Origin of the sequence: Streptomyces sp. KR80 (assembly GCF_052245555.1) — a bacterium.
Lineage (GTDB): Bacteria > Actinomycetota > Actinomycetes > Streptomycetales > Streptomycetaceae > Streptomyces.
This window is the reverse complement of sequence record NZ_JBQQCD010000004.1, coordinates 90890-113792: the sequence shown is the minus strand read 5'-3', so window position 1 is coordinate 113792 and position 22903 is coordinate 90890. Positions and strand designations below refer to the sequence as shown.

The 22903-nt window shown below is 70.8% G+C and carries 19 protein-coding genes; 11 read left to right on the top strand and 8 right to left on the bottom strand.

The genetic code is table 11. The features are described 5' to 3' along the window. Positions 1 to 22: 22 nt before the first annotated feature. The 7 genes from mce to ACTWQI_RS08050 all read left to right on the top strand — a co-directional run bounded on the left by mce (position 23) and on the right by ACTWQI_RS08050 (position 10021). Positions 23 to 472 carry a methylmalonyl-CoA epimerase gene (gene mce / locus ACTWQI_RS08080; protein WP_443268855.1) on the top strand — a complete coding sequence of 150 codons (450 nt, stop codon included), beginning with the start codon at positions 23 to 25 and terminating at the stop codon, positions 470 to 472. A gap of 254 nt (positions 473 to 726) precedes the next feature. Further along, positions 727 to 4368, top strand: coding sequence for a polarized growth protein Scy (gene scy, locus ACTWQI_RS08075; protein ID WP_443268853.1), 3642 nt, complete (start codon positions 727 to 729; stop codon positions 4366 to 4368). A gap of 115 nt (positions 4369 to 4483) precedes the next feature. Beyond that, positions 4484 to 5419, top strand: coding sequence for a cellulose-binding protein (locus ACTWQI_RS08070; protein WP_443268851.1), 936 nt, complete (start codon positions 4484 to 4486; stop codon positions 5417 to 5419). A gap of 207 nt (positions 5420 to 5626) precedes the next feature. Next, the gene (locus tag ACTWQI_RS08065; RefSeq protein WP_443268849.1) at positions 5627 to 6661 is read left to right on the top strand and encodes an ATP-binding cassette domain-containing protein; all 1035 of its coding nucleotides are present in this window, start codon (positions 5627 to 5629) and stop codon (positions 6659 to 6661) included. Between the two features lie 3 nt (positions 6662 to 6664). Continuing rightward, complete coding sequence (locus tag ACTWQI_RS08060; RefSeq protein WP_443268848.1) at positions 6665 to 7435, top strand: ABC transporter permease; 771 nt, start codon at positions 6665 to 6667, stop codon at positions 7433 to 7435. Between the two features lie 184 nt (positions 7436 to 7619). Then, positions 7620 to 8885, top strand: a complete 1266-nt coding sequence (locus ACTWQI_RS08055; RefSeq protein ID WP_443268846.1) for an ATP-binding cassette domain-containing protein — start codon at positions 7620 to 7622, stop codon at positions 8883 to 8885. Further along, a complete protein-coding gene (locus ACTWQI_RS08050; RefSeq protein ID WP_443268844.1) occupies positions 8882 to 10021 on the top strand; it encodes an ABC transporter permease in 1140 nt (379 codons plus the stop codon). Before ACTWQI_RS08055 ends, ACTWQI_RS08050 begins: the two co-directional genes overlap by 4 nt. Before the next feature lie 43 nt (positions 10022 to 10064). Here ACTWQI_RS08050 and ACTWQI_RS08045 read toward each other — a convergent pair whose 3' ends face one another. Beyond that, positions 10065 to 10415: an ATP/GTP-binding protein gene (locus ACTWQI_RS08045; RefSeq protein ID WP_443268842.1), complete on the bottom strand. Its 351-nt coding sequence runs from the start codon at positions 10413 to 10415 to the stop codon at positions 10065 to 10067. A gap of 234 nt (positions 10416 to 10649) precedes the next feature. Between ACTWQI_RS08045 and ACTWQI_RS08040 the strand changes: the two genes are divergently transcribed. Further along, positions 10650 to 11678 carry an LLM class flavin-dependent oxidoreductase gene (locus ACTWQI_RS08040; RefSeq protein ID WP_443268841.1) on the top strand — a complete coding sequence of 343 codons (1029 nt, stop codon included), beginning with the start codon at positions 10650 to 10652 and terminating at the stop codon, positions 11676 to 11678. A 67-nt stretch (positions 11679 to 11745) separates the two neighbouring features. Here the strand turns inward: ACTWQI_RS08040 and ACTWQI_RS08035 are convergent, their stop codons facing one another. Then, entirely contained in the window at positions 11746 to 12138 is a 393-nt protein-coding gene (locus ACTWQI_RS08035; RefSeq protein ID WP_443268839.1) for an SCO5389 family protein, read from the bottom strand. Positions 12139 to 12428: 290 nt separating this feature from the next. Between ACTWQI_RS08035 and nucS the strand changes: the two genes are divergently transcribed. Next, the gene (gene nucS, locus ACTWQI_RS08030) at positions 12429 to 13091 is read left to right on the top strand and encodes an endonuclease NucS (RefSeq protein ID WP_443268838.1); all 663 of its coding nucleotides are present in this window, start codon (positions 12429 to 12431) and stop codon (positions 13089 to 13091) included. Positions 13092 to 13157: 66 nt separating this feature from the next. Here the strand turns inward: nucS and ACTWQI_RS08025 are convergent, their stop codons facing one another. The 3 genes from ACTWQI_RS08025 to ACTWQI_RS08015 form a co-directional block, all read right to left on the bottom strand. Continuing rightward, entirely contained in the window at positions 13158 to 15767 is a 2610-nt protein-coding gene (locus ACTWQI_RS08025) for an ATP-binding protein (protein WP_443268836.1), read from the bottom strand. A gap of 312 nt (positions 15768 to 16079) precedes the next feature. Further along, a complete protein-coding gene (locus ACTWQI_RS08020; RefSeq protein ID WP_443268834.1) occupies positions 16080 to 16403 on the bottom strand; it encodes an STAS domain-containing protein in 324 nt (107 codons plus the stop codon). 132 nt (positions 16404 to 16535) lie between these two features. Continuing rightward, complete coding sequence (locus tag ACTWQI_RS08015; protein ID WP_443268832.1) at positions 16536 to 17384, bottom strand: 3-hydroxyacyl-CoA dehydrogenase family protein; 849 nt, start codon at positions 17382 to 17384, stop codon at positions 16536 to 16538. A 360-nt stretch (positions 17385 to 17744) separates the two neighbouring features. Between ACTWQI_RS08015 and ACTWQI_RS08010 the strand changes: the two genes are divergently transcribed. Beyond that, positions 17745 to 18317 (top strand): cob(I)yrinic acid a,c-diamide adenosyltransferase, encoded by a 573-nt coding sequence (locus ACTWQI_RS08010; protein ID WP_443268831.1) that lies wholly within the window; start codon positions 17745 to 17747, stop codon positions 18315 to 18317. Between the two features lie 245 nt (positions 18318 to 18562). Further along, positions 18563 to 20182 carry a glycosyl hydrolase family 18 protein gene (locus ACTWQI_RS08005; protein WP_443268829.1) on the top strand — a complete coding sequence of 540 codons (1620 nt, stop codon included), beginning with the start codon at positions 18563 to 18565 and terminating at the stop codon, positions 20180 to 20182. A 144-nt stretch (positions 20183 to 20326) separates the two neighbouring features. Here the strand turns inward: ACTWQI_RS08005 and ACTWQI_RS08000 are convergent, their stop codons facing one another. The 3 genes from ACTWQI_RS08000 to atpD all read right to left on the bottom strand — a co-directional run bounded on the left by ACTWQI_RS08000 (position 20327) and on the right by atpD (position 22900). Continuing rightward, positions 20327 to 20806, bottom strand: a complete 480-nt coding sequence (locus tag ACTWQI_RS08000) for a DUF2550 domain-containing protein (protein WP_443269334.1) — start codon at positions 20804 to 20806, stop codon at positions 20327 to 20329. Between the two features lie 151 nt (positions 20807 to 20957). Further along, entirely contained in the window at positions 20958 to 21338 is a 381-nt protein-coding gene (locus tag ACTWQI_RS07995) for a F0F1 ATP synthase subunit epsilon (RefSeq protein WP_443268827.1), read from the bottom strand. Between the two features lie 119 nt (positions 21339 to 21457). Beyond that, complete coding sequence (gene atpD / locus ACTWQI_RS07990; protein ID WP_443268825.1) at positions 21458 to 22900, bottom strand: F0F1 ATP synthase subunit beta; 1443 nt, start codon at positions 22898 to 22900, stop codon at positions 21458 to 21460. Between the last annotated feature and the right edge of the window lie 3 nt (positions 22901 to 22903).

Genomic DNA, 22903 nt, shown 5'->3' with positions numbered 1-22903 from the left:
GTGCGAGAGGTGCACTGGAGCCATGCTGACGCGTATCGACCACATCGGGATCGCCTGTTTCGACCTCGACAAGACTGTCGAGTTCTACCGTGCCACCTACGGCTTCGAGGTGTTTCACACCGAGGTCAATGAGGAGCAAGGGGTCCGTGAGGCCATGCTCAAGATCAATGAGACCTCGGATGGGGGCGCCTCCTACCTCCAGCTTCTGGAACCCACCCGCGAGGACTCCACCGTCGCGAAGTGGCTGGCCAAGAACGGCGAGGGAGTACATCACATCGCCTTCGGGACGGCCGACGTCGACGCGGACGCCCAGGCCGTCCGGGACAAGGGCGTCCGGGTCCTCTACGACGAGCCGCGCATCGGCTCGATGGGCTCGCGCATCACCTTCCTGCACCCCAAGGACTGCCACGGCGTCCTGACCGAGCTCGTCACCTCCGCCGCCTCCCACGGCGAACCCGAAAACGACCACTGACCGTTCCTTCTCCTGGCCGGTAGAGTGGCCCAGGCCGCGGTGCGGGTTGGGGGCTGTGGCCCATGCCTCGCCGATGATCTGACACCATTCTCCGATAGGCACGTACTGGAGCGCGTGGAGCCGCCGACCACGGATCCACGCTCGCCAGGGCGAGCCGGCGAAGAACAGTGCAGATCGGAGAACCGGGCCGGCGCCCGGGCGGCAGAAAGCAGGCGCCGGTATCGACGCAACCAGGGGACGGATGGGACCGCGGAGTGCGGGGCTACGACCGCTACGAGGCTGACGACCACCTCTCGAAGTTCGAAGCCGAGATGGAGCGGCTGAAGACCGAGCGGGAGAAGGCCGTCCAGCACGCCGACGACCTCGGCTACCAGGTCGAGGTGCTGCGCGCCAAGCTGCACGAGGCGCGCCGCAACCTCGTGTCCCGCCCTGCCTACGACAGTGCCGACGTCGGCTACCAGGCGGAGCAGATGCTCCGCAACGCCCAGATCCAGGCCGACCAGCTGCGCGCCGACGCCGAGCGCGAGCTGCGCGAGGCCCGCGCCCAGACCCAGCGGCTGCTCCAGGATCAGGCCGAGCGGCAGGCCCGGCTGGAGGCCGAGCTGCACGCCGAAGCGGTCGCCCGCCGGCAGCGCCTGGACCAGGAACTGGCCGAGCGGCGGGCCACCGTCGAGTCGCACGTCAATGAGAACGTCGCCTGGGCCGAGCAGCTGCGGGCCCGCACCGAGGCCCAGGCCCGCCGGCTCCTGGAGGAGTCCCGGGCCGAGTCCGAGCAGGCGCTCGCCGCCGCCCGCTCCGAGGCGCACCGCCTCGCCGAACAGGCCCGTGAGCGGCTGGTCTCCGAGTCCGACGCGGCCCGTGCCGAAGCCGATGCGATCCTGCGCCGGGCCCGTACGGATGCGGAGCGGCTGCTGAACGCGGCCTCCAACCAGGCCCAGGAGGCCACCGACCACGCCGAGCAGCTGCGCAGCTCCACCGCCACCGAGTCCGACTCGGCCCGCCGCCAGGCGACCGAGCTGACCCGCGCCGCCGAGCAGCAGATGAAGGAGGCCGAGGAGGCGCTGCGCGCGGCGCGCGCCGAGGCCGACCGCCTGCGCGAGGAGGCCGAGGCCGCCGCCTCGAAGCGGCTGAGCAGCACCGAGTCCGAGAACGAGCAGCGCACCCGTACCGCCAAGGCCCAGATCGCCCGGCTGGTCACCGAGGCCACCAAGGAGGCCGAGGCCACCAAGGAGGAGGCCGAACAGGTACGGGCCGACGCCCGGGCCGAGGCCGAGCGGCTGATCGCCGAGGCCGAGGAGATCGCCCGCTCCAAGGCGGCCGAGGACGTCGCGGCCCAGCTCGCCAAGGCCGCCCGCAGCGCCGAGGATGTGCTGGCCAAGGCATCCGAGGACGCCCAGGCGACCACGCGGGCCGCAAGCGAGGAGGCCGAGCGGATCCGGCACGAGGCCGAGGCCGAGGCGGAACGGCTCCGCGAGGAGGCGCAGAGCAGCGCGGAGCAGCTCAAGGGCGCGGCCAAGGACGACACCAAGGAGTACCGCGCCAAGACCGTCGAGCTGCAGGATGAGGCCCGCCGGCTGCGCGGCGAGGCGGAGCAGCTGCGCGCGGATGCCGTCGCCGAGGGCGAGCGGATCCGCGGCGAGGCGCGCCGCGAGGCGGTCCAGCAGATCGAGGAGTCGGCCAGCACCGCCGAGGAGCTGCTGGCGAAGTCCAAGGCCGACGCGGAGGAGCTCCGGGCCGCCGCCGCCACCGAGGGCGAGCGCGTCCGCACCGAGGCCATCGAGCGGGCCTCTCAGCTGCGCAGGCAGGCCGACGAGGCGCTCGAGCGCGCCCGCACGGAGGCCGAGGAACTGCGCGCCGAGGCCGCGGAGCAGACCCGGCAGATCTCGGAGGCGGCCGCCGAGGAGGCACGCCAGCTGCGCGAGGAGGCCGAACAGGCCGCCCGCGACCGCCGCGAGGAGGCCGCCGAGGAGCTGACGCGACTCCACACCGAGGCCGAGGAGCGGGTGACCGCGGCCGAGCAGGCGCTGGGCGAAGCCCGTACGGAGGCCGAACGGCTGCGGCGGGAGGCCGCCGAGGAGACCGAACGGCTGCGCTCCGAGGCGGCCGAGCGGATGCGCACGCTCCAGCAGCAGGCCGAGGCCGAGGCCGAGCGCCTGCGGGGCGAAGCCGCTGCGGACGCCTCGAACTCCCGCGCCGAGGGCGAGGCCGTGGCCGTACGGCTGCGCAGCGAGGCAGCGGCCGAGGCCGAGGAGTTGCGGGCCCAGGCCCAGGAGACGGCGGACCGGGTGCGGGCGGAGGCCGCTGCCGCGGCCGAGCGCACCGGCACCGAAGCCGCTGAGGCGTTGGGCGCCGCCCAGGAGGAGGCGTCCCGCCGCCGCCGCGAGGCCGAGCAGCTGTTGAGCGAAGCCCGTGAGGAGGCGCACCAGGAGCGGGCACAGGCGCGCGAGCAGAGCGAGGAGCTGCTGGCTTCCGCGCGCCAGCGCGTCGAAGAGGCGCAGACCGAGGCGCAGCGCCTGGTCGAGGAGGCCGAGCGGCGATCGGCGGAGATGGTCGCGGCCGCCGAGCAGACCGCGCAGCAGGTACGGGACTCGGTGACCGGGCTGCACGAGCAGGCGGAGGAGGAGATCTACGAGCTCCGCTCGGCCGCCGAGCACGCGGCCGCCCGCACCCGCTCCGAGGCGCAGGAGGAGGCGGAACGGGTCCGCGCCGACGCGTACGCCGAGCGGGAGCGGGCCTCCGCAGACGCGACCCGGATCCGCCGCGAGGCGCAGGAGGAGGGCGACGCCGCCAAGTCGATGGCGGAGCGCACGGTCACGGAGGCGATCGAGGAAGGCGACCGGCTGCGCTCGGAGGCCCGGGAAGCCGCGGGGACGCTGCGCACCGAGGCGGCGGAGCAGGTCGACCGGCTCATCACGGAGGCCTCCGCCGAGGCCGAGCGGCTGCGGAACGAGGCCGCCACGACGCTCGCTTCGGCCCAGGAGCACGCGGCGCGCACCCGTGCCGATGCCGACCGGATCAAGGCCGACGCCGAAGCGGAGGCGGAGCGGCTGCGCTCCGAGGCGCAGGAGGAGTCGGACCGCGTGCTGGACGAGGCCAGGGAGGCCGCTGCCAAGCGGCTGGGCGGCGCCGCCGAACAGGCCGACCAGCTCGTCGCCAAGGCCCAGGAGGAGGCCGTGAAGGCCGCGACGGCCGCCGAGGAGCAGGCCGACACCATGGTGGGAGCGGCCCGCACGGAGGCGGACCGGATCGTCACCGAGGCGACGGACGAGGGCAACGGTCTGGTCGAGCGGGCCCGTACGGACGCGGACACGCTGCTGAGCGAGGCCCGCCGGGACGCCACCGCGATCCGGGAGCGCGCCGAGGAGCTGCGCGCCCGCACCGAGAGCGAGATCGAGGAGCTGCACGAGCGGGCGCGCCGGGAGACGTCGGAGGCCGTGAAGACCGCGGGCGAGCGCGTGGACAAGCTCGTGAAGGCGGCGAACCAACAGCTCGCGGAGGCCCAGGAGAAGGCCAAGGCGCTGGTCTCGGATGCCGGCAGCGAGGCGAGCAAGGTACGGATCGCCGCGGTGCGGAAGGCCGAGGGGCTGCTCAAGGAGGCCGAGCAGAAGAAGGTCGAGGCACTCCGCGAGGCCGAGAAGGTCCGTTCCGAGGCCGCTGCGGAAGCCAAGCGCATGGTCGACGAGGGCAAGCGCGAGCTGGAGGTGCTGGTGCGCCGCCGCGAGGACATCAACGCGGAGATCTCCCGCGTCCAGGACGTGCTCGAGGCGCTGGAGTCCTTCGAGGCTCCGGGCGGCTCGAGCAAGGCTGGGGCGAACGGCAGCTCCACGGCGGGCGGCGGCAAAGCACCCGCCGGAGCAGGTGCCGCCCGATCGAGTGGCAAGCAGTCAGAGGGATGAGACACCCGAAAGGGGGTTCATTCTCCAGATGGAACCCGCATTGACTCGATGACACGCCGTCCTCGCCCCTAGGATTCCCTCTATCACCTCACCGGTCTCTTTCGACAGGAACCCCATGAGCGACACTTCCTCCCCCTTCGGCTTCGAGCTCGTGCGGCGTGGATACGACCGCGGGCAGGTGGACGACCGCATCACGAAGCTCGTCGCCGACCGTGACAGTGCACTGGCTCGTATCACTTCTCTGGAAAAGCGCATCGAGGAGCTGCACCTCGAGACTCAGAACGCCCAGGCTCAGGTCGCCGACGCCGAACCGTCGTACGCCGGGCTCGGCGCGCGCGTCGAGAAGATCCTCCGGCTCGCCGAGGAGGAGGCCAAGGACCTGCGCGAGGAGTCCCGCCGGGCCGCCGAGCAGCACCGCGAACTGGCCGAGTCCTCCGCCCAGCAGGTCCGCAACGACGCAGAAGCGTTCGCTGCCGAGCGCAAGGCGAAGGCCGAGGACGACGGCGTCCGGATTGTCGAGAAGGCGAAGGGCGAGGCGGCGAGCCTGCGCGCCGAGGCCCAGAAGGACGCCCAGTCCAAGCGCGAGGAGGCGGACTCCCTCTTCGAGGAGACCCGCGCCAAGGCCGCCCAGGCCGCCGCCGACTTCGAGACGAACCTCGCCAAGCGCCGCGAGCAGTCCGAACGCGACCTGGCATCGCGTCAGGCCAAGGCCGAAAAGCGCCTCGCCGAGATCGAGCACCGTGCCGAGCAGCTCCGCCTGGAGGCCGAGAAGCTGCGCACGGACGCGGAGCGCCGGGCCCGCCAGACGGTGGAGACTGCGCAGCGCCAGGCCGAGGACATCGTGGCAGACGCCAACGCCAAGGCCGACCGCGTCCGCAGCGAGTCCGAGCGCGAGCTGGCGGCGCTCACCAACCGCCGCGACAGCATCAACGCGCAGCTGACCAACGTGCGCGAGATGCTGGCGACGCTGACCGGCGCGGCCGTCGCCGCGGCCGGTACCCCGGACGAGGAGCCGGCCACCCGCGGCGTTCCGGCCCAGCAGTCCCGGTAGTCGCTCGCCGCTACGGCCGCTTCCGCGGAACCGGACGACGCCCCGTGCGCCTCGTGCCAGCAAGATGGCGCGAGGCGCACGGCGTTGAGTGGCCCGAAGGGCGCACGATGAGGCCGGTTGCCGACGCCCGAACGGCGCGCTCGTCGGGCTACCCCGCCCGGAGGGCGCGCGGTGGCGAACGGCATCGCCGTGTGTTTAGCGTGTGGGGTGATAGAGCTCGAAGAGCTGACGAAGCGGTACGGGGACAAGCTGGCCGTCGACCGGCTGACGTGCACAGTGCGCCCCGGCATCGTCACCGGCTTCCTCGGTCCCAACGGCGCGGGCAAGTCCACCACCATGCGCATGGTGCTCGGCCTGGACTACCCCACCGCCGGAGACGTCCGGATCGACGGCCGGCACTACGCCGATCTGCGGGACCCCCTCACCTCCATCGGCGCGCTGCTCGAGGCGAAAGCGGTCCATGGCGGCCGCAGCGCGTACCACCACCTCTTGTGCCTGGCACAGAGCAACGGCATCCCGCGCCGGCGGGTCCATGAAGTGCTGGACCTCGTCGGCCTGTCCTCCGTCGCGAAGAAGCGCGCGAAGGGCTTCTCGATGGGCATGGGGCAGCGGCTCGGCATCGCCGCCGCCCTGCTTGGCGACCCGCGGATCCTGATGTTCGACGAGCCGGTCAACGGTCTCGACCCCGAGGGCATCCACTGGATCCGGAACCTGATGAAGCGCCTGGCCGCAGAGGGCCGTACCGTCTTCGTCTCCAGCCACCTGATGAGCGAGATGGCGCTCACCGCCGACCACCTGGTGGTCATCGGCCAGGGCAGGCTCCTCGCCGACACCGCGATGACCGACTTCATCGCGCGGAACTCGCGGTCGTACGTACGGCTGCGCTCGCCCGAGAGGGAGCGGCTGCTCGATGTCCTGCACGAGGCGGGCCTGACCGCGGTGTCCGTGGCGAACGGATCGCTCGAGGTGGAAGGCGGGGATGCGGCCAGAATCGGCGAGCTGGCGGCCGAGCACCGCCTGGTGCTGCACGAGCTGAGCCCGCAACAGGCCTCCCTGGAGGAGGCGTTCATGCGGCTGACCGCCGGATCGGTGGAGTATCACGCCCACAGCGACGGAGGCGGAGCCGGTCTCCCGGCACCGGCGCCCGTACGAGCGGCAGCCGGTGCCGGGGAGCCCGCCCAGGGAGCCTGGGGCGCGGACTGGCGGGCCCGGACGGGCAGCCGCGACCGAGAGGGGGCCTGACCGATGGCAGCTACACAGGTCCTGCAGTCGGAGTGGACGAAGATCAGGTCCGTGCAGTCGACACTGTGGACGCTGAGCCTGGCGCTGGTCGTCACCCTCGCGCTCGGCGCGCTGATCAGCATCGTCACCCGCAACACCTTCGAGGACCTGTCGGTGCGGGACCAGGCCGCCTTCGACGCTACCCGCGTCAGCTTCGCGGGCATGGGACTCGGGCAGCTGGCCATGATCGTCTTCGGCGTGCTGGTGATCTCCAACGAATACAGCACCGGGATGATTCGCACCTCGCTCGCAGCCGTGCCGCAGCGCGGCACCTTCCTCTTCTCCAAGATCGCGATCGCCTCGTCACTCGCCCTCCTGGTCGGTGTCGTGACGAGCTTCGGCGCCTTCTTCCTCGGTCAGGCCCTGCTGGGCGAGCACCGGGCCTCCCTCGGCGACTCGGGCGTCCTGCGCGCGGTGTTCGGCGGCGGTCTCTACATGGGCCTCATCGCGATGTTCTCGATGGGCGTCGCGGCGATGCTGCGCAGCCCGATGCTCTCGCTCGGCGTTCTGATGCCGTTCTTCTTCATCATTTCCAACATCCTGGGCAATGTGGACGCCACCCGGAAGGCCGGCCAGTACCTGCCGGACCAGGCCGGCAGCCACGTGATGCAGGTGGTCGCGCCGCCCGACGACGCCGCGCCGTACGGGCCCTGGGGCGGACTCGCCATCATGGCCGCGTGGGTGGCTGCCGCGCTCGTCGGCGGCTACGTGGTCATCAAGAGGCGAGACGCGTAGCCCCGCTCCCGTACCCGGTGCCGCCCGTTCCCGCCCCCGTCCGTCATCACACGCCCTGAGGGGCGGCGCCGGCGACTGGACGGGATGCGCCGTCCCTTCTCACCTGAAGGGAACCGTCAACGTCTCGTTACCCTCCTAACCCTTACGGGGGCGTGTGCCCCGACTACCTCTCAAGGGGCGGAGAATGATCGAGGCAGTCGGCCTGACCAAGCGCTACGGCGCCAAGACGGCCGTGTACAACCTGTCGTTCCAGGTGCGGCCAGGTGCCGTCACCGGCTTTCTGGGGCCCAATGGCTCCGGCAAGTCGACGACGATGCGCATGATCCTGGGGCTCGACCGGCCGACGAGCGGGCGGGTGACGATCGGCGGGCATCCCTTCCGCCGACTGCCGAACGCACCGCGCCAGGTGGGCGCGCTGCTCGACGCCAAGGCGGTGCACGGCGGCCGCAGCGCGCGCCACCATCTGCTGTGCCTGGCGCAGCTGTCCGGCATACCGGCCCGCCGGGTGGACGAGGTTCTCGGTGTCGTCGGCCTGCAGGACGTGGCGAAGAAACGGTCGCAGGGCTTCTCGCTCGGCATGGGGCAGCGGCTCGGCATCGCAGCGGCACTGCTCGGCGATCCCCAGGTGCTGCTCTTCGACGAGCCGGTCAACGGCCTCGACCCCGAAGGCATCCTGTGGGTCCGCAACCTGATGAAGCGGCTGGCCTCCGAGGGCCGTACCGTCTTCGTCTCCAGCCACCTCATGAGCGAGATGGCGCTCACCGCCGACCACTTGATCGTGATCGGGCGCGGCCAGCTGCTCGCCGATATGAGCGTGAAGGACTTCATCGCGGCCAACTCGGCCGGTTTCGCCAGGGTCCGTACGCCGGACGACGACCCGGTACAGCGGGAGAAGCTGATCTCGGTACTCGGCGAGGCGGGCGCGCAGGTGCAGCCGGAGCCCGACGGCGCGCTGCGGGTGACCGGCGTGCCGCTGCCCCGGATCAGCGATCTCGCGCACGACGCGGACGTGCGGCTGTGGGAGCTCTCGCCACACCAGGCGTCGCTGGAAGAGGCGTACATGCGGATGACGCAGGGGGCGGTGGACTACCGCTCGACCACCGATCAGCGGGCCGGCCTGCAGGCTCCCCCTGCCGCCGGCTACGCACCCCCTCCCGGGCCAGGCTTCGTGCCCAGCGGACCGCTGCCGCCGGGCAGCTACGCGCCGCCGCAGGCGGGTGGCCACCCCCAGGCGTGGCCCGCACCGGCGCCCGGGCAGCCGGGCATCTTCGGTGCCGCGCCGCAGGGCGGCCCGGCGGCAGGTGCCCCGAACCCGTACGCACAGCCTCCGGTGGGCGCACCGGCGAGCACGCCCTACCCGTACGCCGCCCCGCAAGGGCATCCGCAGGGGCGACCCGCGCCCGGTGCAGGCCACGACACGACCAAGCGCGACAACGAGGACGCCCGATGACGACCCCTCACCAGCACCAGGACGCGGCAGCGTCCGCTATGCCCCCGCAGGCCCCGACACCGGCTCCGCCGCTGCAGCGCAGCGGCCCGGTTCCGCAGCAGCCGCCGACAGCCGCTCCGGGCGCCGGCCCCGTACCGCCCTACGAGGGCTTCTCACCCGCCGTACCCGCGCAGGCTTCGACAACCGCCCCAGTCGGCGCCCCACCCGTCGCTCCGCCGCGAACCGCTGCCCCGCAGGCACAGCCGTTCGCCGCAGGGGCGTCGCAGGGAAGTTACGCGCCCGCACCCGCCGGGGGCGGGGCATACACGTCGCCCATCCCCGTACGGCGCACGCACTTCGGCCACGCACTCGCCTCCGAGTGGACCAAGATCCGCACCGTCCGCTCCACGATGTGGACGCTCGGCATCATGTTCGCCCTGGTCGTGGGCATCGGGACCTTGGCGGCCCTCGGTCTCGACAGCTCCGACGAGGCCCAGACACCGATCCTTGCGGGCGGTCTCTTCGGGCTGATGCTGGGCCAGATCTGCATCATCACGCTCGGCGTCCTGGTGGTCAGCTCCGAGTACGGGACCGGCATGGTCCGCACGACGCTCACCGCCTGCCCGTCCCGAAGCCGGGTGCTCGCCGCCAAGGCCGTCGTGTTCTTCCTGCTCGCCTTTGTGATGACGACCGCGGCCACCGCCCTGACGGCGCTGATCAACTCATCGATCCTGGGCGGCAAGCCCGCGCTGGAGTACGCCGACATCCCCAAGGAGTCGATCGTCGACGGCGTGGTGATCGCCACCAGCAGCGAGTGGCTCGGCGCGACCGTCGGCGCCGGGCTGTACGTGGCGCTGCTCGGACTGCTGTCGCTCGCCGTGGGAGCCCTGCTGCGCCACTCCGCCGGCGCCATCACCACCATGCTCGGCGTCGTCCTGCTGCCGCTGCTGCTGGCCCTGTTCATGGTGACGGAGAGCCTGCAGGAGGTGCGCGAGAAGCTGATCGAGTACTCGCCGCTGAACGGCCTCGCGTCGCTCTACCGCATCCCGATGGACGGCGGCCAGGGCGACGGCTGGGACCTGCTCTGGATCCTCGCGGGCGTGACAGCCGCCGTACTGGTCGCCGCCTTCGCGCTGTTGGAGAAGCGCGACGTCTGACCGCCGCAGAAGGGGGCCGCCGAAGGGCGAGCCGTGGGCCCGTTCAGTAGCGCGGCGCGTTCCGGGACCGCTGCACCCGTGTGGTGCGGCGGTCCTTCGCATTCCAGCACGCCCGATGCCAGTGCCGCCGGTCCTCGACGGCACCGTGCCGGGCCCAGGCCACGACATGCGGAACGCCAGGGGGGATCTCCTGGTCGCAGCCGGGGCAGCGGTAGTGCTTGGCGGCGGCGGCGCCGGCGATCTGCCGTACCATCCACTCCTCGCCCTGCCAGCTCTCCGTAATCCCCCAGGGTGGGGGTCCCCCCGGCGAAGCCGGAGGGCGTGCACCCTCCGGGCCGCCATCGCCCCACGGGAACGACTTGCCGCCGCGCGGGCGGTTTCGACGCGGAGACACGGGGCACCTCGCGAGGATCCGGGGTTTGCTTGCCATGACCAGCGTACGCGCCGGGCTCAGGGGACTCGCAAGAAGCGCACACCGGCAGAGCAGAAGTGGCCAGCCCCGTCGACAACCTTCACGATCGCCCCGATAATCCGTCAAACTTCTTGCGAGGCCGTGCCCTTGGCACGTGTCAGACGTTATTGCCACCAAGGGGGGTATGCCGCGTCGGCCGCGAGGAGGCAGAAGGCGATGCGCTTAGGAGCTTTTGTACTGGCCGCCCAATTCCCGGGCCAGGGACAGGGGGAGGCGCTGCACCGCGCGGTGCGATCGGCCCAGGCCGTGGAAGAGGCGGGGCTCGACTCGGTCTGGCTCGCCGAGCACCACTTCGTACCGTACGGGGTCTGTCCCTCCGCGGTGACGCTTGCCGCGTTCCTGCTCGGCCGCACCCGCCGGATCGGGGTCGGCACGGCCGTCAGCGTGCTGCCGACCGTTCATCCCGTGGCGCTTGGGGAGCAGGCCGCGCTGCTGCACCTGACGTCCGGCGGCCGGTTCACCCTCGGCGTCGGCCGCGGCGGCCCCTGGGTGGACCTCGAGGTCTTCGGCGCCGGGCTGGAGGCGTACGAGTCGGGCTTCCCCGAATCCCTCGACCTACTGCTGCGCTGGCTGAGCGAGCCCCGCGTCGGCGCCGACGGCGAGCGCTTCGCCTTCCGTGAAGTCCCCGTCGTACCGCGCACGGACGAGCTGTTGGACGCCCCCGAGGGACCGCCGGTGCTGGTCGCGTGCACCTCCCCCGGGAGCGTCCGGCTCGCCGCCGAGCGCGGGTTGCCCATGCTGCTGGGCATGCACTGCGACGACGAGGAGAAGGCGGAGATGGTCGCCCTCTGGCGCACCTCCGCTCTGGAGGTGGGCCGTTGTCCTCAGGAGGTCGCCGACGCCGAACACGTCTCGGCCGGTGTGGTGCAGATCGCCGATGCGCGGCAGGACGCGATTGAGGCCCTGGCCAAGGCGATGCCGGGGTGGCTCCGCCAGGGCCTGGAAGCGCATGTCACGGTCGACGGCCGAGCACGGCGGATGCGCGACCCGCACACGTACACCGAGTTATTGTGCGCGCTGCATCCGGTGGGGACGCCGAGCCTGTGCGCCGACCGTCTTGCGGCGACGGCCGAGCGCACGGGCGTGAACCGTTTCGCCTTGCTGGTCGAGGGCACGGGCGATCTGGCGGCCACGGAGGAGAACGTACGACGCCTGGGCAGCGAGGTGCTGCCGCTCCTCATCTAGCCCCCCGGAGGCTGCCGCTCCTGCACCGATACACCTCCCCCCATATGCGGAGCGGCAGCAGAGAGGCTCAGCAGTCCCGGAGTACTGGCGACTGGTTGAGCAGCTGGCCGCGTATGGATGTGAACCGAGCCAGTCGCTCATCGGCCGACGGGTCGAGCGGGAAGACCGCCACCCGGTGGCAGTTCTGGAACGCCAGCCGCACGCCGAAGTGCCGTTGCAGTGCACCACGTATCGCGTCACTCGCCAGCGCTCGAAGCAGCTGGCCGCGCGCCTGCTCGTCCGGCGGCGGCACCTGGTTGTCGGCGAACTCGCCGCCATCCACCTTGAGCTGTGCCACCAGAGAGCTGATCATCTCCCATGCGTAAGGCAGGGAGGTCCGGACGCAGTCGACGAATTCGGCTTCGTCGACCTCGCCTCGCTCGGCCTGTTCAAGCAGGGCCGGTGAGACGTCGAGCGACATGGATTCTCCTCTCGCGACCCCGGGGAACGGGGTCTTGCGGGCAGGTAAGGGAAGCCGTCGCGACGCAGCGTGCTCGTACGACAACTTCCCGCTTCAACGGTAGGGCGGGCAAGGCGGTCGCACCAGGCGAATGGGCACACAACCGGCCACGGCCGAACGGGATCATAGGGATTAAAGGGGGCGGCCCGCAGGCCTCGGTCGAGGGTGGTGGCGGTGGGGTCGCCCATGCCGATGGCCAGGGGAGGGTGGGAATCGCGTGGACCACGGCCGGTCCAGTAGCGTGACCGACCATGCGTCTCGTCATCGCCCACTGCTCCGTGGACTACGCGGGCCGGCTCACGGCCCACCTTCCGTCGGCACCCCGTCTCATCCTGGTGAAGGCCGACGGCAGCGTCTCGATCCACGCAGACGACCGGGCCTACAAACCCCTCAACTGGATGTCCCCGCCGTGCACCCTCAAGGAGGGCGACGGCGAGGTGTGGACCGTGGAGAACAAGGCGGGCGAGAAGCTCATCATCACCATGGAGGAGGTGCTGCACGACTCCTCGCACGAGCTCGGGGTGGACCCCGGCCTGATCAAGGACGGGGTCGAGGCGCACCTCCAGCAACTGCTCGCCGACAGGATCGAGACCCTCGGCCAAGGCTATTCACTGATTCGGCGTGAATACCCCACCGCCATCGGGCCGGTGGACATCCTCTGCCGCAATGCGGACGGCGGAGTCGTCGCCGTGGAGATCAAGCGGCGCGGCGAGATCGACGGGGTGGAGCAGCTCACCCGCTATCTCGAACTCCTCAACCGCGACCCGCACCTGGCCCCGGTGCAAGGGATCTTCGCGGCACAGGAGATCAAGCCGCAGGCGCGCGTGCTGGCGACCGATCGCGGCATCGGCTGTGTCGTCCTCGACTACGACGGGCTGCGCGGCATCGAGGACGACAAGCTCCGGCTCTTCTGACCACCCGGTCCTCCGGCACCGACTCACCGGCCCCGACGCCACCGAGGCGGCCGTACCGGCCCCCGATCAGGCGACCGGGGCCGGCGCCACACCCGCATCGGTCGCGCCGTACGACCCCGGAGTGCTGTACGACGCCGGCGCGCTGTACGACCCCGGCGCGCTGCTGACGGCCGGATCACTGCCCGCGGGACTGCTGGGCGCGGGACCACTGGCGGTGGTGGACGTGTCCCCGCCGGGATCCGACGTCGGCGTGGGGATGCCCGTCGGACTCGACGACGGCGGCGGCGAGCTGCTGGGCGAACTGCTCGGTGGCTTCGTGGTAGACGGCGGCTTGGAGGAGGACGGCGGCTTCGACGTCTCGTCCGGCGTCCCCGGCTTCGACGAGCTCGGCTTGCCGGTGGGCGATGGCTTCCCCGTGTCGCTGTCCCCGGGCTGCGGCAGGCCCGGGGTCCCGGGAGCCCGGCTCACGCTCGGCTTCTGGGACCGCTGCGTCGCGCTCTGCGTCGGCTCGTCGGCGATGAGCCCGTTGCTGCCGTCGTCCTCGTTGTCGGACTGCTCGGACTGCACGCGGTCCGCCGGCCGGTCCTCGCCGTCCGACGAGGCGCCGAGGGTCACCACGGCGCCCAGAACGGCCACCAGGAGCGCGCCCGCTCCCGCCGCGACCATGTTGCGCCGGGCTCCGCCGACGACCGTACGGCGCATCCCGGCGAGCTTCCCGGAGCCCCCGCCGCGCCCGGGCCCGTCCTGGCCGTGCCACCCCCGCTGAAGGCTGTCGGGGATCGTGACCACGGTGGCGGCCTCGTCCCCACCCGTGCCCCCGCGCCGGAGGCTCTGGGGGAGCACGGCTGTGACCCCGCCGGGCGGCGAGACGGAAGCGTCACCCTGTGCGTCCGGGACCTCTTCGCCCGCCGCCGCCCGCCCGACGCCGGGCACGAAGCCACCGGCCTTGTCCTCGACCAGTGCCAGCGCCCGGCGACCCGCGACCGTGCCACGGCGGTCGGAGAGCGCCCCGCGCAGCCCGATGGAGGCCTCCAGTTCGGCACGCGCCCGGTCCAGATGGCCGGTGCACAGCGCCAGAACGCCCAACTCGTGGTGGAAATAGGCCTCCTGGGCGACCTCGCCGGCGACTCGCGCCGCCTCCTGGCCGTGCCGCAGTGTCCGCTCCCACACGCTCCAGGTCAGGGCCGCGGCGAACACGGGCGCCGCCGTACGGGCCAGCAGAACGGCCGTACTCGCACGACCGCCTTCCGCATGTCCCACCAGGGAGCCCAGCGCGGCGAGGATCGCGTCCGACTCGGCAGCCGCCCGCTCCGGGGTGACGGACGAGTGCCCGATCCACCAGGCGTAGTGCTGGGCCGCGGTATGGGCCCGGGCGGCCGCGTCGTCCGCGTACCCGGCGGTCACCAACTGGGCCGCGGCTCCGGCCGCCAGCCGGTAGTGCGCCGCGACGCGAGTGATCAGTCCGCAGGCGAGCAGCTCACCGACTGCGGCGTCGGCGTGGGTGTCCCCGACCAGCGCGGGCAGATGCGACTGGTGCGGGCACTCTCCGCCGAAGGCGACAGCGAACCGCAGGCTCTCGCGGGCCGCCTCGCTCAGCCGGGAGGCGATCAGGGCGACGGGCGCGGCCGCCTCGGCGAGCGACGGCAATCGGAAGTCCTGCCGGTCCTCGTCGAAGGACGGGTCGCGCGGCCGGTCCTCGAAGGCGCCGTGCTCGTCCGAGGCGTCGAACTCGGCGCGCAGCGCATCCCGCTGCCGGAGCAGCGCCCCGGCCTGGATGAAGCGCAGGGGCAACCCCTCGGACTCGAACCAGAGATCCGCCGCCCACGCCGTCTCGTCCTCGTCGAGCGGCCGACCCGCGGCCTTCGCCAGGAGCTCCACGCAGCCGGTGCGGGAGAGCCCGGCGAGGAAGACCTCCTCGAGGTGCGATGTGGCGGAGGGAGACGGGACATCGGGCGTGGCCGAGATCAGGAAGGCGCACTCGGGCGTGGCGTCGAGCAGCTCGTCGAGCGCGCTCCCGCCGAACTCGACGTCGTCGAGCACCACGACCGCCCCGATCCCGCCGACCGCCGCCAGGAGCTCCGCACGGGCGGGCCGGTGCAGCGGCGCCCGATGGACCGTCGTGAAGAGCTCGTGCAACAGGTCGGTCGGGGTGCGGTGGTGGCCGGAGAGCCGGACCAGACCGTCCGGGGCGAGGCCGGCACAGTCCGCGGCGACGGCGTCCAGCAGGGTCGTACGACCGGAGCCGGACGGGCCGGTGAGGCGGACGGACCGCCCACGGGAGAGCAGGCGTACGAGCCGTTCCCGCTCCTCCTCGCGCTCCAGCAGCGGGAGCTCGGGCACAGGGGGACCGGCGGGTACGGGGGGCCGCGAGGCACGGCGCAGCGCGTCCCGCTCCTCGGGGTTCCGGCGCTCGGGGCGGCCGGGGTGCTCTCCGGGCGGACACGGCTCGATCTCGCTGCCGTCGACGGGGTTGACCGTCAGCAGGTACTCGGCTGCCACCAGCTGGACGGTCTTCGCGGGTCCGGAGCCCTTGTCTCCGTCGCGTTCGGCCGTCGCGAAGGCGGCCGTCAGGGCATCGCGGGGCGGGCGGCGCGGTGTTCCGCCGGAGTCGCCCTGCGCGTCGAGGCCGTCGTCGTCACGGCCGTGCTCTTCCGGTCCCCGGTTGTTCGGGTCCATGGTGAATGCCCCCCAGATCCGGGTTGCGTGCCTGTGCCCTCCCGGCCTGTCCGTGCTCGCCGAGCTTCCGGTCCGGTCGCCCGTCACGGGCTTTCGGTGGATATGCGACGGGCAACCGAACCCTAGACCTCGCACAGTATTCAGGAACAGGAGGGACGCCGGGACGTCGGGAACGTCACAGCTTCGTGGAGATGATGGACGGTGTCCGGAATGGGCGCCACGTCCCGCGCCGTGGCCCGGACCTGCCGCGCCCGCCGGACGCCGGTTGCGGGTACCCCCGGACGGAATCTGGGGGAGGTCACCGAGGCCCTGTCAGACCCGCGGCAGCGAATCGGCTTCGAGACCGCCTTCGATGGCCAGGATGCGGTGCAGCCGAGTGGCCACCAGCAGGCGCTGCATCTGGGGCGGTACGCCGCGCAGCACGAGCCGACGGTTGGCCCGCCCGGCCCGGCGGTGCGCTCCCATGATCACGCCGAGGCCGGTGGCATCCCAGGAGTCGAGTCCGGTGAGGTCCAGCACGAGGTCGCCCCGCCCGGAGTCGACCGCGGTGTGCAGGACCGTACGGGCGTCCGCCGCACTCCGGACGTCGAGGCGGCCCCCGACGACCAGCTCGGCGTGGTCGCCCCTGATATGCATATCCGCTCCCCGAATGGTGCGTATGTGGTCTACGTCTACAGAACTGACTGCCTCTCACAGCACAAAGTTGCCGCCTGTAAGCGAACCGATACCGAATTCACCCGGAGGGGTGATGGCTCGGTTGACGCAACCTCAGTACTTGTAAAAGCCCTGCCCGCTCTTCCGGCCGATGTCACCCGCGTCAACCATCCGGCGCATGCCCTCCGGCGGCGCGAATTTCTCGTCCTGTGTCTCCGTGTAGATGTTGCTGGTGGCGTGCAGCAGAATGTCGATGCCGGTGAGGTCGGCCGTGGCGAGCGGGCCCATGGCGTGGCCGAACCCCAGCTTGCAGGCGATGTCGATGTCCTCGGCGGAGGCCACGCCGGACTCGTGCAGCTTGGCCGCCTCGACGACCAGGGCCGAGATGAGGCGAGTGGTGACGAACCCCGCCACGTCGCGATTGACGACGATGCAGGTCTTGCCGACGCTCTCGGCGAACTCGCGGGCGGTCGCAAGGGTTTCGTCGCTGGTCTTGTGGCCCCGTACGAGCTCACACAGCTGCATCATCGGGACCGGCGAGAAGAAATGCGTGCCGACGACCTTCTCGGGCCGGGTCGTCGCCGCCGCGATCTTGGTGATCGGGATGGCGGAGGTGTTGGAGGCCAGGACGGTGTCCTGCTTCACCAGGCCGTCGAGGGTCCGGAAGATCTCCTGCTTGACCTCGATCTTCTCGAAGACGGCCTCGACGACGACATCCGCGTCGGCGGCGGCGTCGAGATCGGTGGTGGGGGTGATACGGGCCAGCGCGGCCTCGGCGTCGGAGGCCTCCAGCTTGCCCTTGGCCACGAACTTCTCGTACGACGCCTTGATGCCGTCGGTGCCGCGGGTCAGCGCCTGATCGGTGACATCGCGCAGGACCACGTCCCAGCCCGCCTGGGCGGAGACCTGAGCGATACCGGACCCCATGAGTCCGGCCCCGATGACGGCGAGCTTCCTGGCCACGTCTGTCCCCTTCATGCACTGTCCGCAGTTCGGCTCTCCGGCGGACCTTAGCGCTCGTGAGGGCCGGGGTGGCGGGGAAGAGATGCGCGTCACGTCTCGAATGACGGACATCACACGAGCGGCGCTCAAGCGCGTTCCGAACTGCGTAGTTGAGCACCTTTTCACGCGGCGATTCCCCGACGGTTCCTCGACCCGGCGGAGATCGTCCCGCACGATTCGCCAGGCCTCGTCCGCCCCATCCCCGGCATCTCGCGCAGCCGGGCACGGGCCACCGTGCCGGGCCACCGTGTCGGGACGGCGGCTCCGTGAGCGTCGGCACGTGGCCCCTCCTGAGGGCCGGGGCGTGGATAGGCTCGACCTATGGTCAACCTGACGCGTATCTACACCCGGACCGGGGACGACGGCACGACCGCCCTCGGCGACATGAGCCGCACCGTGAAAACCGACTCGCGGATCGGGGCGTACGCCGACGCGAACGAGGCGAATGCGGCGATCGGCGTGGCCATCGCGCTCGGGCAGCTGCCCGCGGAGATCGTCAAGGTTCTGGTCCGGGTGCAGAACGACCTGTTCGACGTGGGTGCCGACCTCGCCACTCCGGTGGTGGAGGAGCCGGAGTATCCGCCGCTGCGGGTCGAGCAGAGCTACATCGACAAGCTGGAGGCGGACTGTGACCGCTTCCTCCAGGACCTGGAGAAGCTGCGCAGCTTCATCCTGCCCGGCGGTACGCCGGGCGCGGCGCTGCTGCACCAGGCGTGCACGGTGGTCCGCCGCGCCGAGCGGTCCACCTGGGCGGCGCTGGAGAAGCACGCCGACATCATGAATTCGCTCACGGCGACCTATCTCAACCGCCTGTCCGACCTGCTGTTCATCCTGGCGCGAACGGCCAACAAGGACCGCGGCGACATCCTGTGGGTTCCGGGCGAGAACCGCTGAACTATGCGGTTCACGGCGCGATGGGGATGATCTCGGGAAAGTACGGGGCATAGCGGGCCATCCCGTGTCAGCGACCGGTGGCGCGCAGGCGTCTTGCGCCTTTGGTCCAGACCTCTTGACGATTGGTCCAGACCTTCTTACGCTCCCCCTCACTGTGGTGAGCGAGGTGTGACCTGGGCTCACCGGGCGGCACAAGGTTCTCGAAGGTCACACCCCCTCAGTCCGGACCCACTCGAGGAGCACCCTTGAGCACAGGAACCGCACGACGCATAAGACCCGTACGACGGATCAGATCCAGAGCAATCGCGGCCCTCACCGCCCTCCTTCTGCCCCTCACCGCACTCGTCGGCCTGGCGACTCCCGCCCAGGCGGCCACGACCACCGCCACCTACACCAAAGTCCAAGACTGGGGCACCGGCTTCGAGGGCAAGTGGACGGTGAAGAACACCGGCACCACGGCCATCAGCAGCTGGACCGTGGAGTGGGACTTCCCCTCCGGCACCAAGGTCACCAGCGCCTGGGACGCGGACGTGACCAACTCCGGAGACCACTGGACGGCCAAGAACAAGAGCTGGAACGGCAGCCTCGCGCCCGGCGCCAGCGTCACCTTCGGCTTCAACGGCACCGGCGGCGGCAGCCCCTCCGGCTGCAAGATCAACGGTGCTTCCTGTGACGGCTCGTCCGACCCGGGAGACCCCGGTGACCCGGGCGACCCAGGCGACCCGGGAGACCCGGGCCCCACCGATCCCGGTGCGCTCGTCAAGCTCGGCTACTTCACCGAGTGGGGCGTCTACGACCGCAACTACCACGTCAAGAACCTGGTGACCAGCGGCTCCGCCTCCAAGATCACCCACATCAACTACGCCTTCGGCAACGTCCAGGGCGGAAAGTGCACGATCGGCGAGGCCTACCCCGACTACGAGAAGTCATACACCGCCGAGCAGAGCGTGGACGGCGTCGCCGACACCTGGGACCAGCCGATCCGCGGCAACTTCAACCAGCTGCGCAAGCTGAAGAAGATGTACCCGCACATCAAGGTGCTGTGGTCCTTCGGTGGCTGGACCTGGTCCAAGGGCTTCCCCGAGGCCGTGCAGAACCCGAGCGCCTTCGCCGAGTCCTGCTATCAGCTGGTGGAGGACCCGCGCTGGGCCGATGTCTTCGACGGCATCGACCTGGACTGGGAGTACCCCAACGCCTGCGGCCTGACCTGTGACTCGAGCGGACCGGCCGCCTTCAAGAACATGATGCAGGCGATGCGCGCCCGGTTCGGCAACAACAACCTCGTCACCGCGGCCATCACCGCCGACGGCTCCAACGGCGGCAAGATCGACGCGGCCGACTACGGAGGCGCCGCGCAGTACGCCGACTGGTACAACGTGATGACGTACGACTTCTTCGGCGCCTGGGCGGCGCAGGGTCCGACCGCCCCGCACTCACCGCTCACCTCCTACAGCGGAATCCCCCAGCAGGGCTTCAACTCCGACGCCGCCATCCAGAAGCTCAAGTCCAAGGGCGTCCCCACGAGCAAGCTGAATCTGGGGATCGGGTTCTACGGACGCGGCTGGACCGGTGTCACGCAGAAGGAGCCCGGCGGCACGGCGACGGGGGCGGCGCCCGGCAAGTACGAGGCGGGCATCGAGGACTACAAGGTGCTCAAGGGCAAGTGCCCGGCCAACGGGACTGTCGCGGGCACGGCGTACGCCCACTGCGGCTCCGAATGGTGGAGCTACGACACCCCGTCCACGATCACCGGGAAGATGACCTATGTGAAGAACCAGGGCCTCAAGGGCGCGTTCTTCTGGGAATTCAGCGGTGACACCACCAACGGCGAGCTGATGACCGCGATCGACAGCGGTCTGAAGTAGCCCCGGAACGGGCCGGGGAGGCGGTGTCGCCCCCGCCTCCCCGGTCTCTCCACGTAAACCTGTGGGACCTCTCGCCCTTTTAAGCCACATTCACTCTCCCCCAGCTACCGCTGGGAGGGGCCCCCACCCAACGAGGAGCCCCTTTTAAGCAACATTGACTCGTTGGCCGGGCGGGGCGGCCTCGAGCCAGGCGAGAAAGCCCGTGAGCGCATCCTCGCTCATCGCGAGTTCGGCGCGCGTGCCCCGGTGCAGACAGCCCAGAATGATGGCCTCGGAGAGCAGTGCGAGCTCCTCCTCGCCCTGCGGTGCCCGGCGTGAGAGCACCTCGATCGCGGAGCGCTCCAGCACGCGACGCGGGCGCGGGGCGTACGAGAACACCCGGAACCACTCGATCCGGTCCCCGCTGTAGCGCGCCACGCCGTACACCCAGCCCTTGCCGCTGGGCTCGACGTCGCCGGCCGCCGGTCCGGCGTCCGTATCCCCCCGCACGGGCACGTTCCAGCGCAGACTGCAGTCGAACGTACCGCCGGAGCGCTGGATCAGCCTGCGGCGCAGGCCGAAGACGAACAGCCCCAGCAGCACCAGGGCGACGACCACGCCGATCACGACCAGGGCGAGGAACATCTTCACCGACCTCCTCGCCTCGAGTACCGGACCAGTATGACCTCGTGATTCGCCTCAGCCGCGGACCACCCTGGGGAGACCCAGCGGCGTCCGCGGCTGTGGGAGCACCCCCGGACGGAGTCCGGGGGAGCGTGGCATGTGGCCGGGCGGCTCAGCGGTTCCCCGCCGCCGTCGCGGCGAGCCGGACCTCCGCACGCCGCTCGGCGGCGGCGTCTGCCTCGGCCTTCGCCCGCTCCAGGGCCCGCTCCACACGGGCCACATCGATCTCGTCCGCCAGCTCCGCGATCTCGGCGAGCAGCGACAGCTTGTTCTCGGAGAACGAGATGAATCCACCGTGCACCGCGGCCACGACGGTGCCACCGTCGCTCGTACGGATGGTGACCGGGCCGGGCTCCAGCACACCGAGCAGCGGCTGGTGGCCGGACATGACGCCGATGTCACCCGATGTGGTGCGCGCGACGACCAGGGTGGCCTCACCGGACCAGACATTGCGGTCCGCGGCGACCAGCTCGACGTGCAGCTCAGCAGCCAACGTGGCTCCTCGGGTATCCACCTGCCGTGGCAGGTGTCCAGACAAAGACTGGGGTGTCAAGAATAACGGGCGTGACGGTCAGGGGCGGGCGAGCCCGCCCCTGACCGGAGAGCAGATGCTCAGGAGACACCCAGCTCCTTGGCGTTCTTCTTGAGGTCGTCGAGACCACCGCACATGAAGAAGGCCTGCTCGGGGAAGTGGTCGTACTCGCCGTCCGCGATCGCGTTGAACGCGGTGATCGACTCGTCGAGCGACACATCCGAACCGTCCACACCGGTGAACTGCTTCGCCGCGTGGGTGTTCTGCGACAGGAAGCGCTCGATACGGCGGGCGCGGTGGACGACCAGCTTGTCCTCCTCGCCGAGCTCGTCGATGCCGAGGATCGCGATGATGTCCTGGAGGTCCTTGTACTTCTGCAGGATCCCCTTGACGCGCGAGGCGCACTCGTAGTGCTCCTGCGTGATGTAGCGCGGGTCCAGGATGCGGGACGTCGAGTCCAGCGGGTCCACCGCCGGGTAGATGCCCTTCTCCGAGATCGGACGCGACAGCACGGTCGTCGCGTCGAGGTGCGCGAAGGTCGTCGCCGGCGCCGGGTCGGTCAGGTCGTCCGCGGGGACGTAGATCGCCTGCATCGAGGTGATCGAGTGACCACGGGTCGAGGTGATGCGCTCCTGGAGCTGACCCATCTCGTCCGCGAGGTTCGGCTGGTAACCCACCGCGGACGGCATACGGCCGAGCAGGGTGGACACCTCGGAACCGGCCTGGGTGAAGCGGAAGATGTTGTCGATGAAGAACAGCACGTCCTGCTTCTGCACATCGCGGAAGTACTCCGCCATGGTCAGACCGGCCAGGGCCACCCGGAGACGGGTGCCCGGGGGCTCGTCCATCTGGCCGAAGACCAGCGCGGTCTTGTCCAGAACGCCGGACTCTTCCATCTCATGGATCAGGTCGTTGCCCTCACGGGTGCGCTCGCCGACACCGGCGAACACGGAAACGCCCTCGTGCAGCTTGGCCACACGCATGATCATTTCCTGGATGAGGACGGTCTTGCCAACGCCCGCACCACCGAACAGACCGATCTTGCCGCCCTTGACGTACGGGGTCAGCAGGTCGACGACCTTGAGGCCGGTCTCGAACATCTCGGTCTTGGACTCGAGCTGGTCGAAGGCGGGGGCCTTGCGGTGGATCGCCCAGCGCTCGGCCTCCTTGCCGCTCTCCTCGGGGAGGTTCAGCACCTCACCGAGGGTGTTGAACACCTTGCCCTTGGTGAAATCGCCGACCGGCACAGTGATGCCGGCGCCGGTGTTGGTCACCGCGGCCTGGCGGACCAGACCGTCGGTGGGCTTCATGGAGATGGCACGGACCAGACCCTCACCCAGGTGCTGGGCGACCTCGAGGGTCAGCGTCTTCTTCGCGCCGGCCTCGGCCGGGTCCTCAACCTCAACAGTCAGGGCGTTGTAGATCTCCGGCATCGCGTCGACGGGGAACTCCACGTCGACGACCGGGCCGATGACCCGCGCGACGCGGCCCGTCGCCGTGGCCGTCTCAACAGTGGTTGTCATATG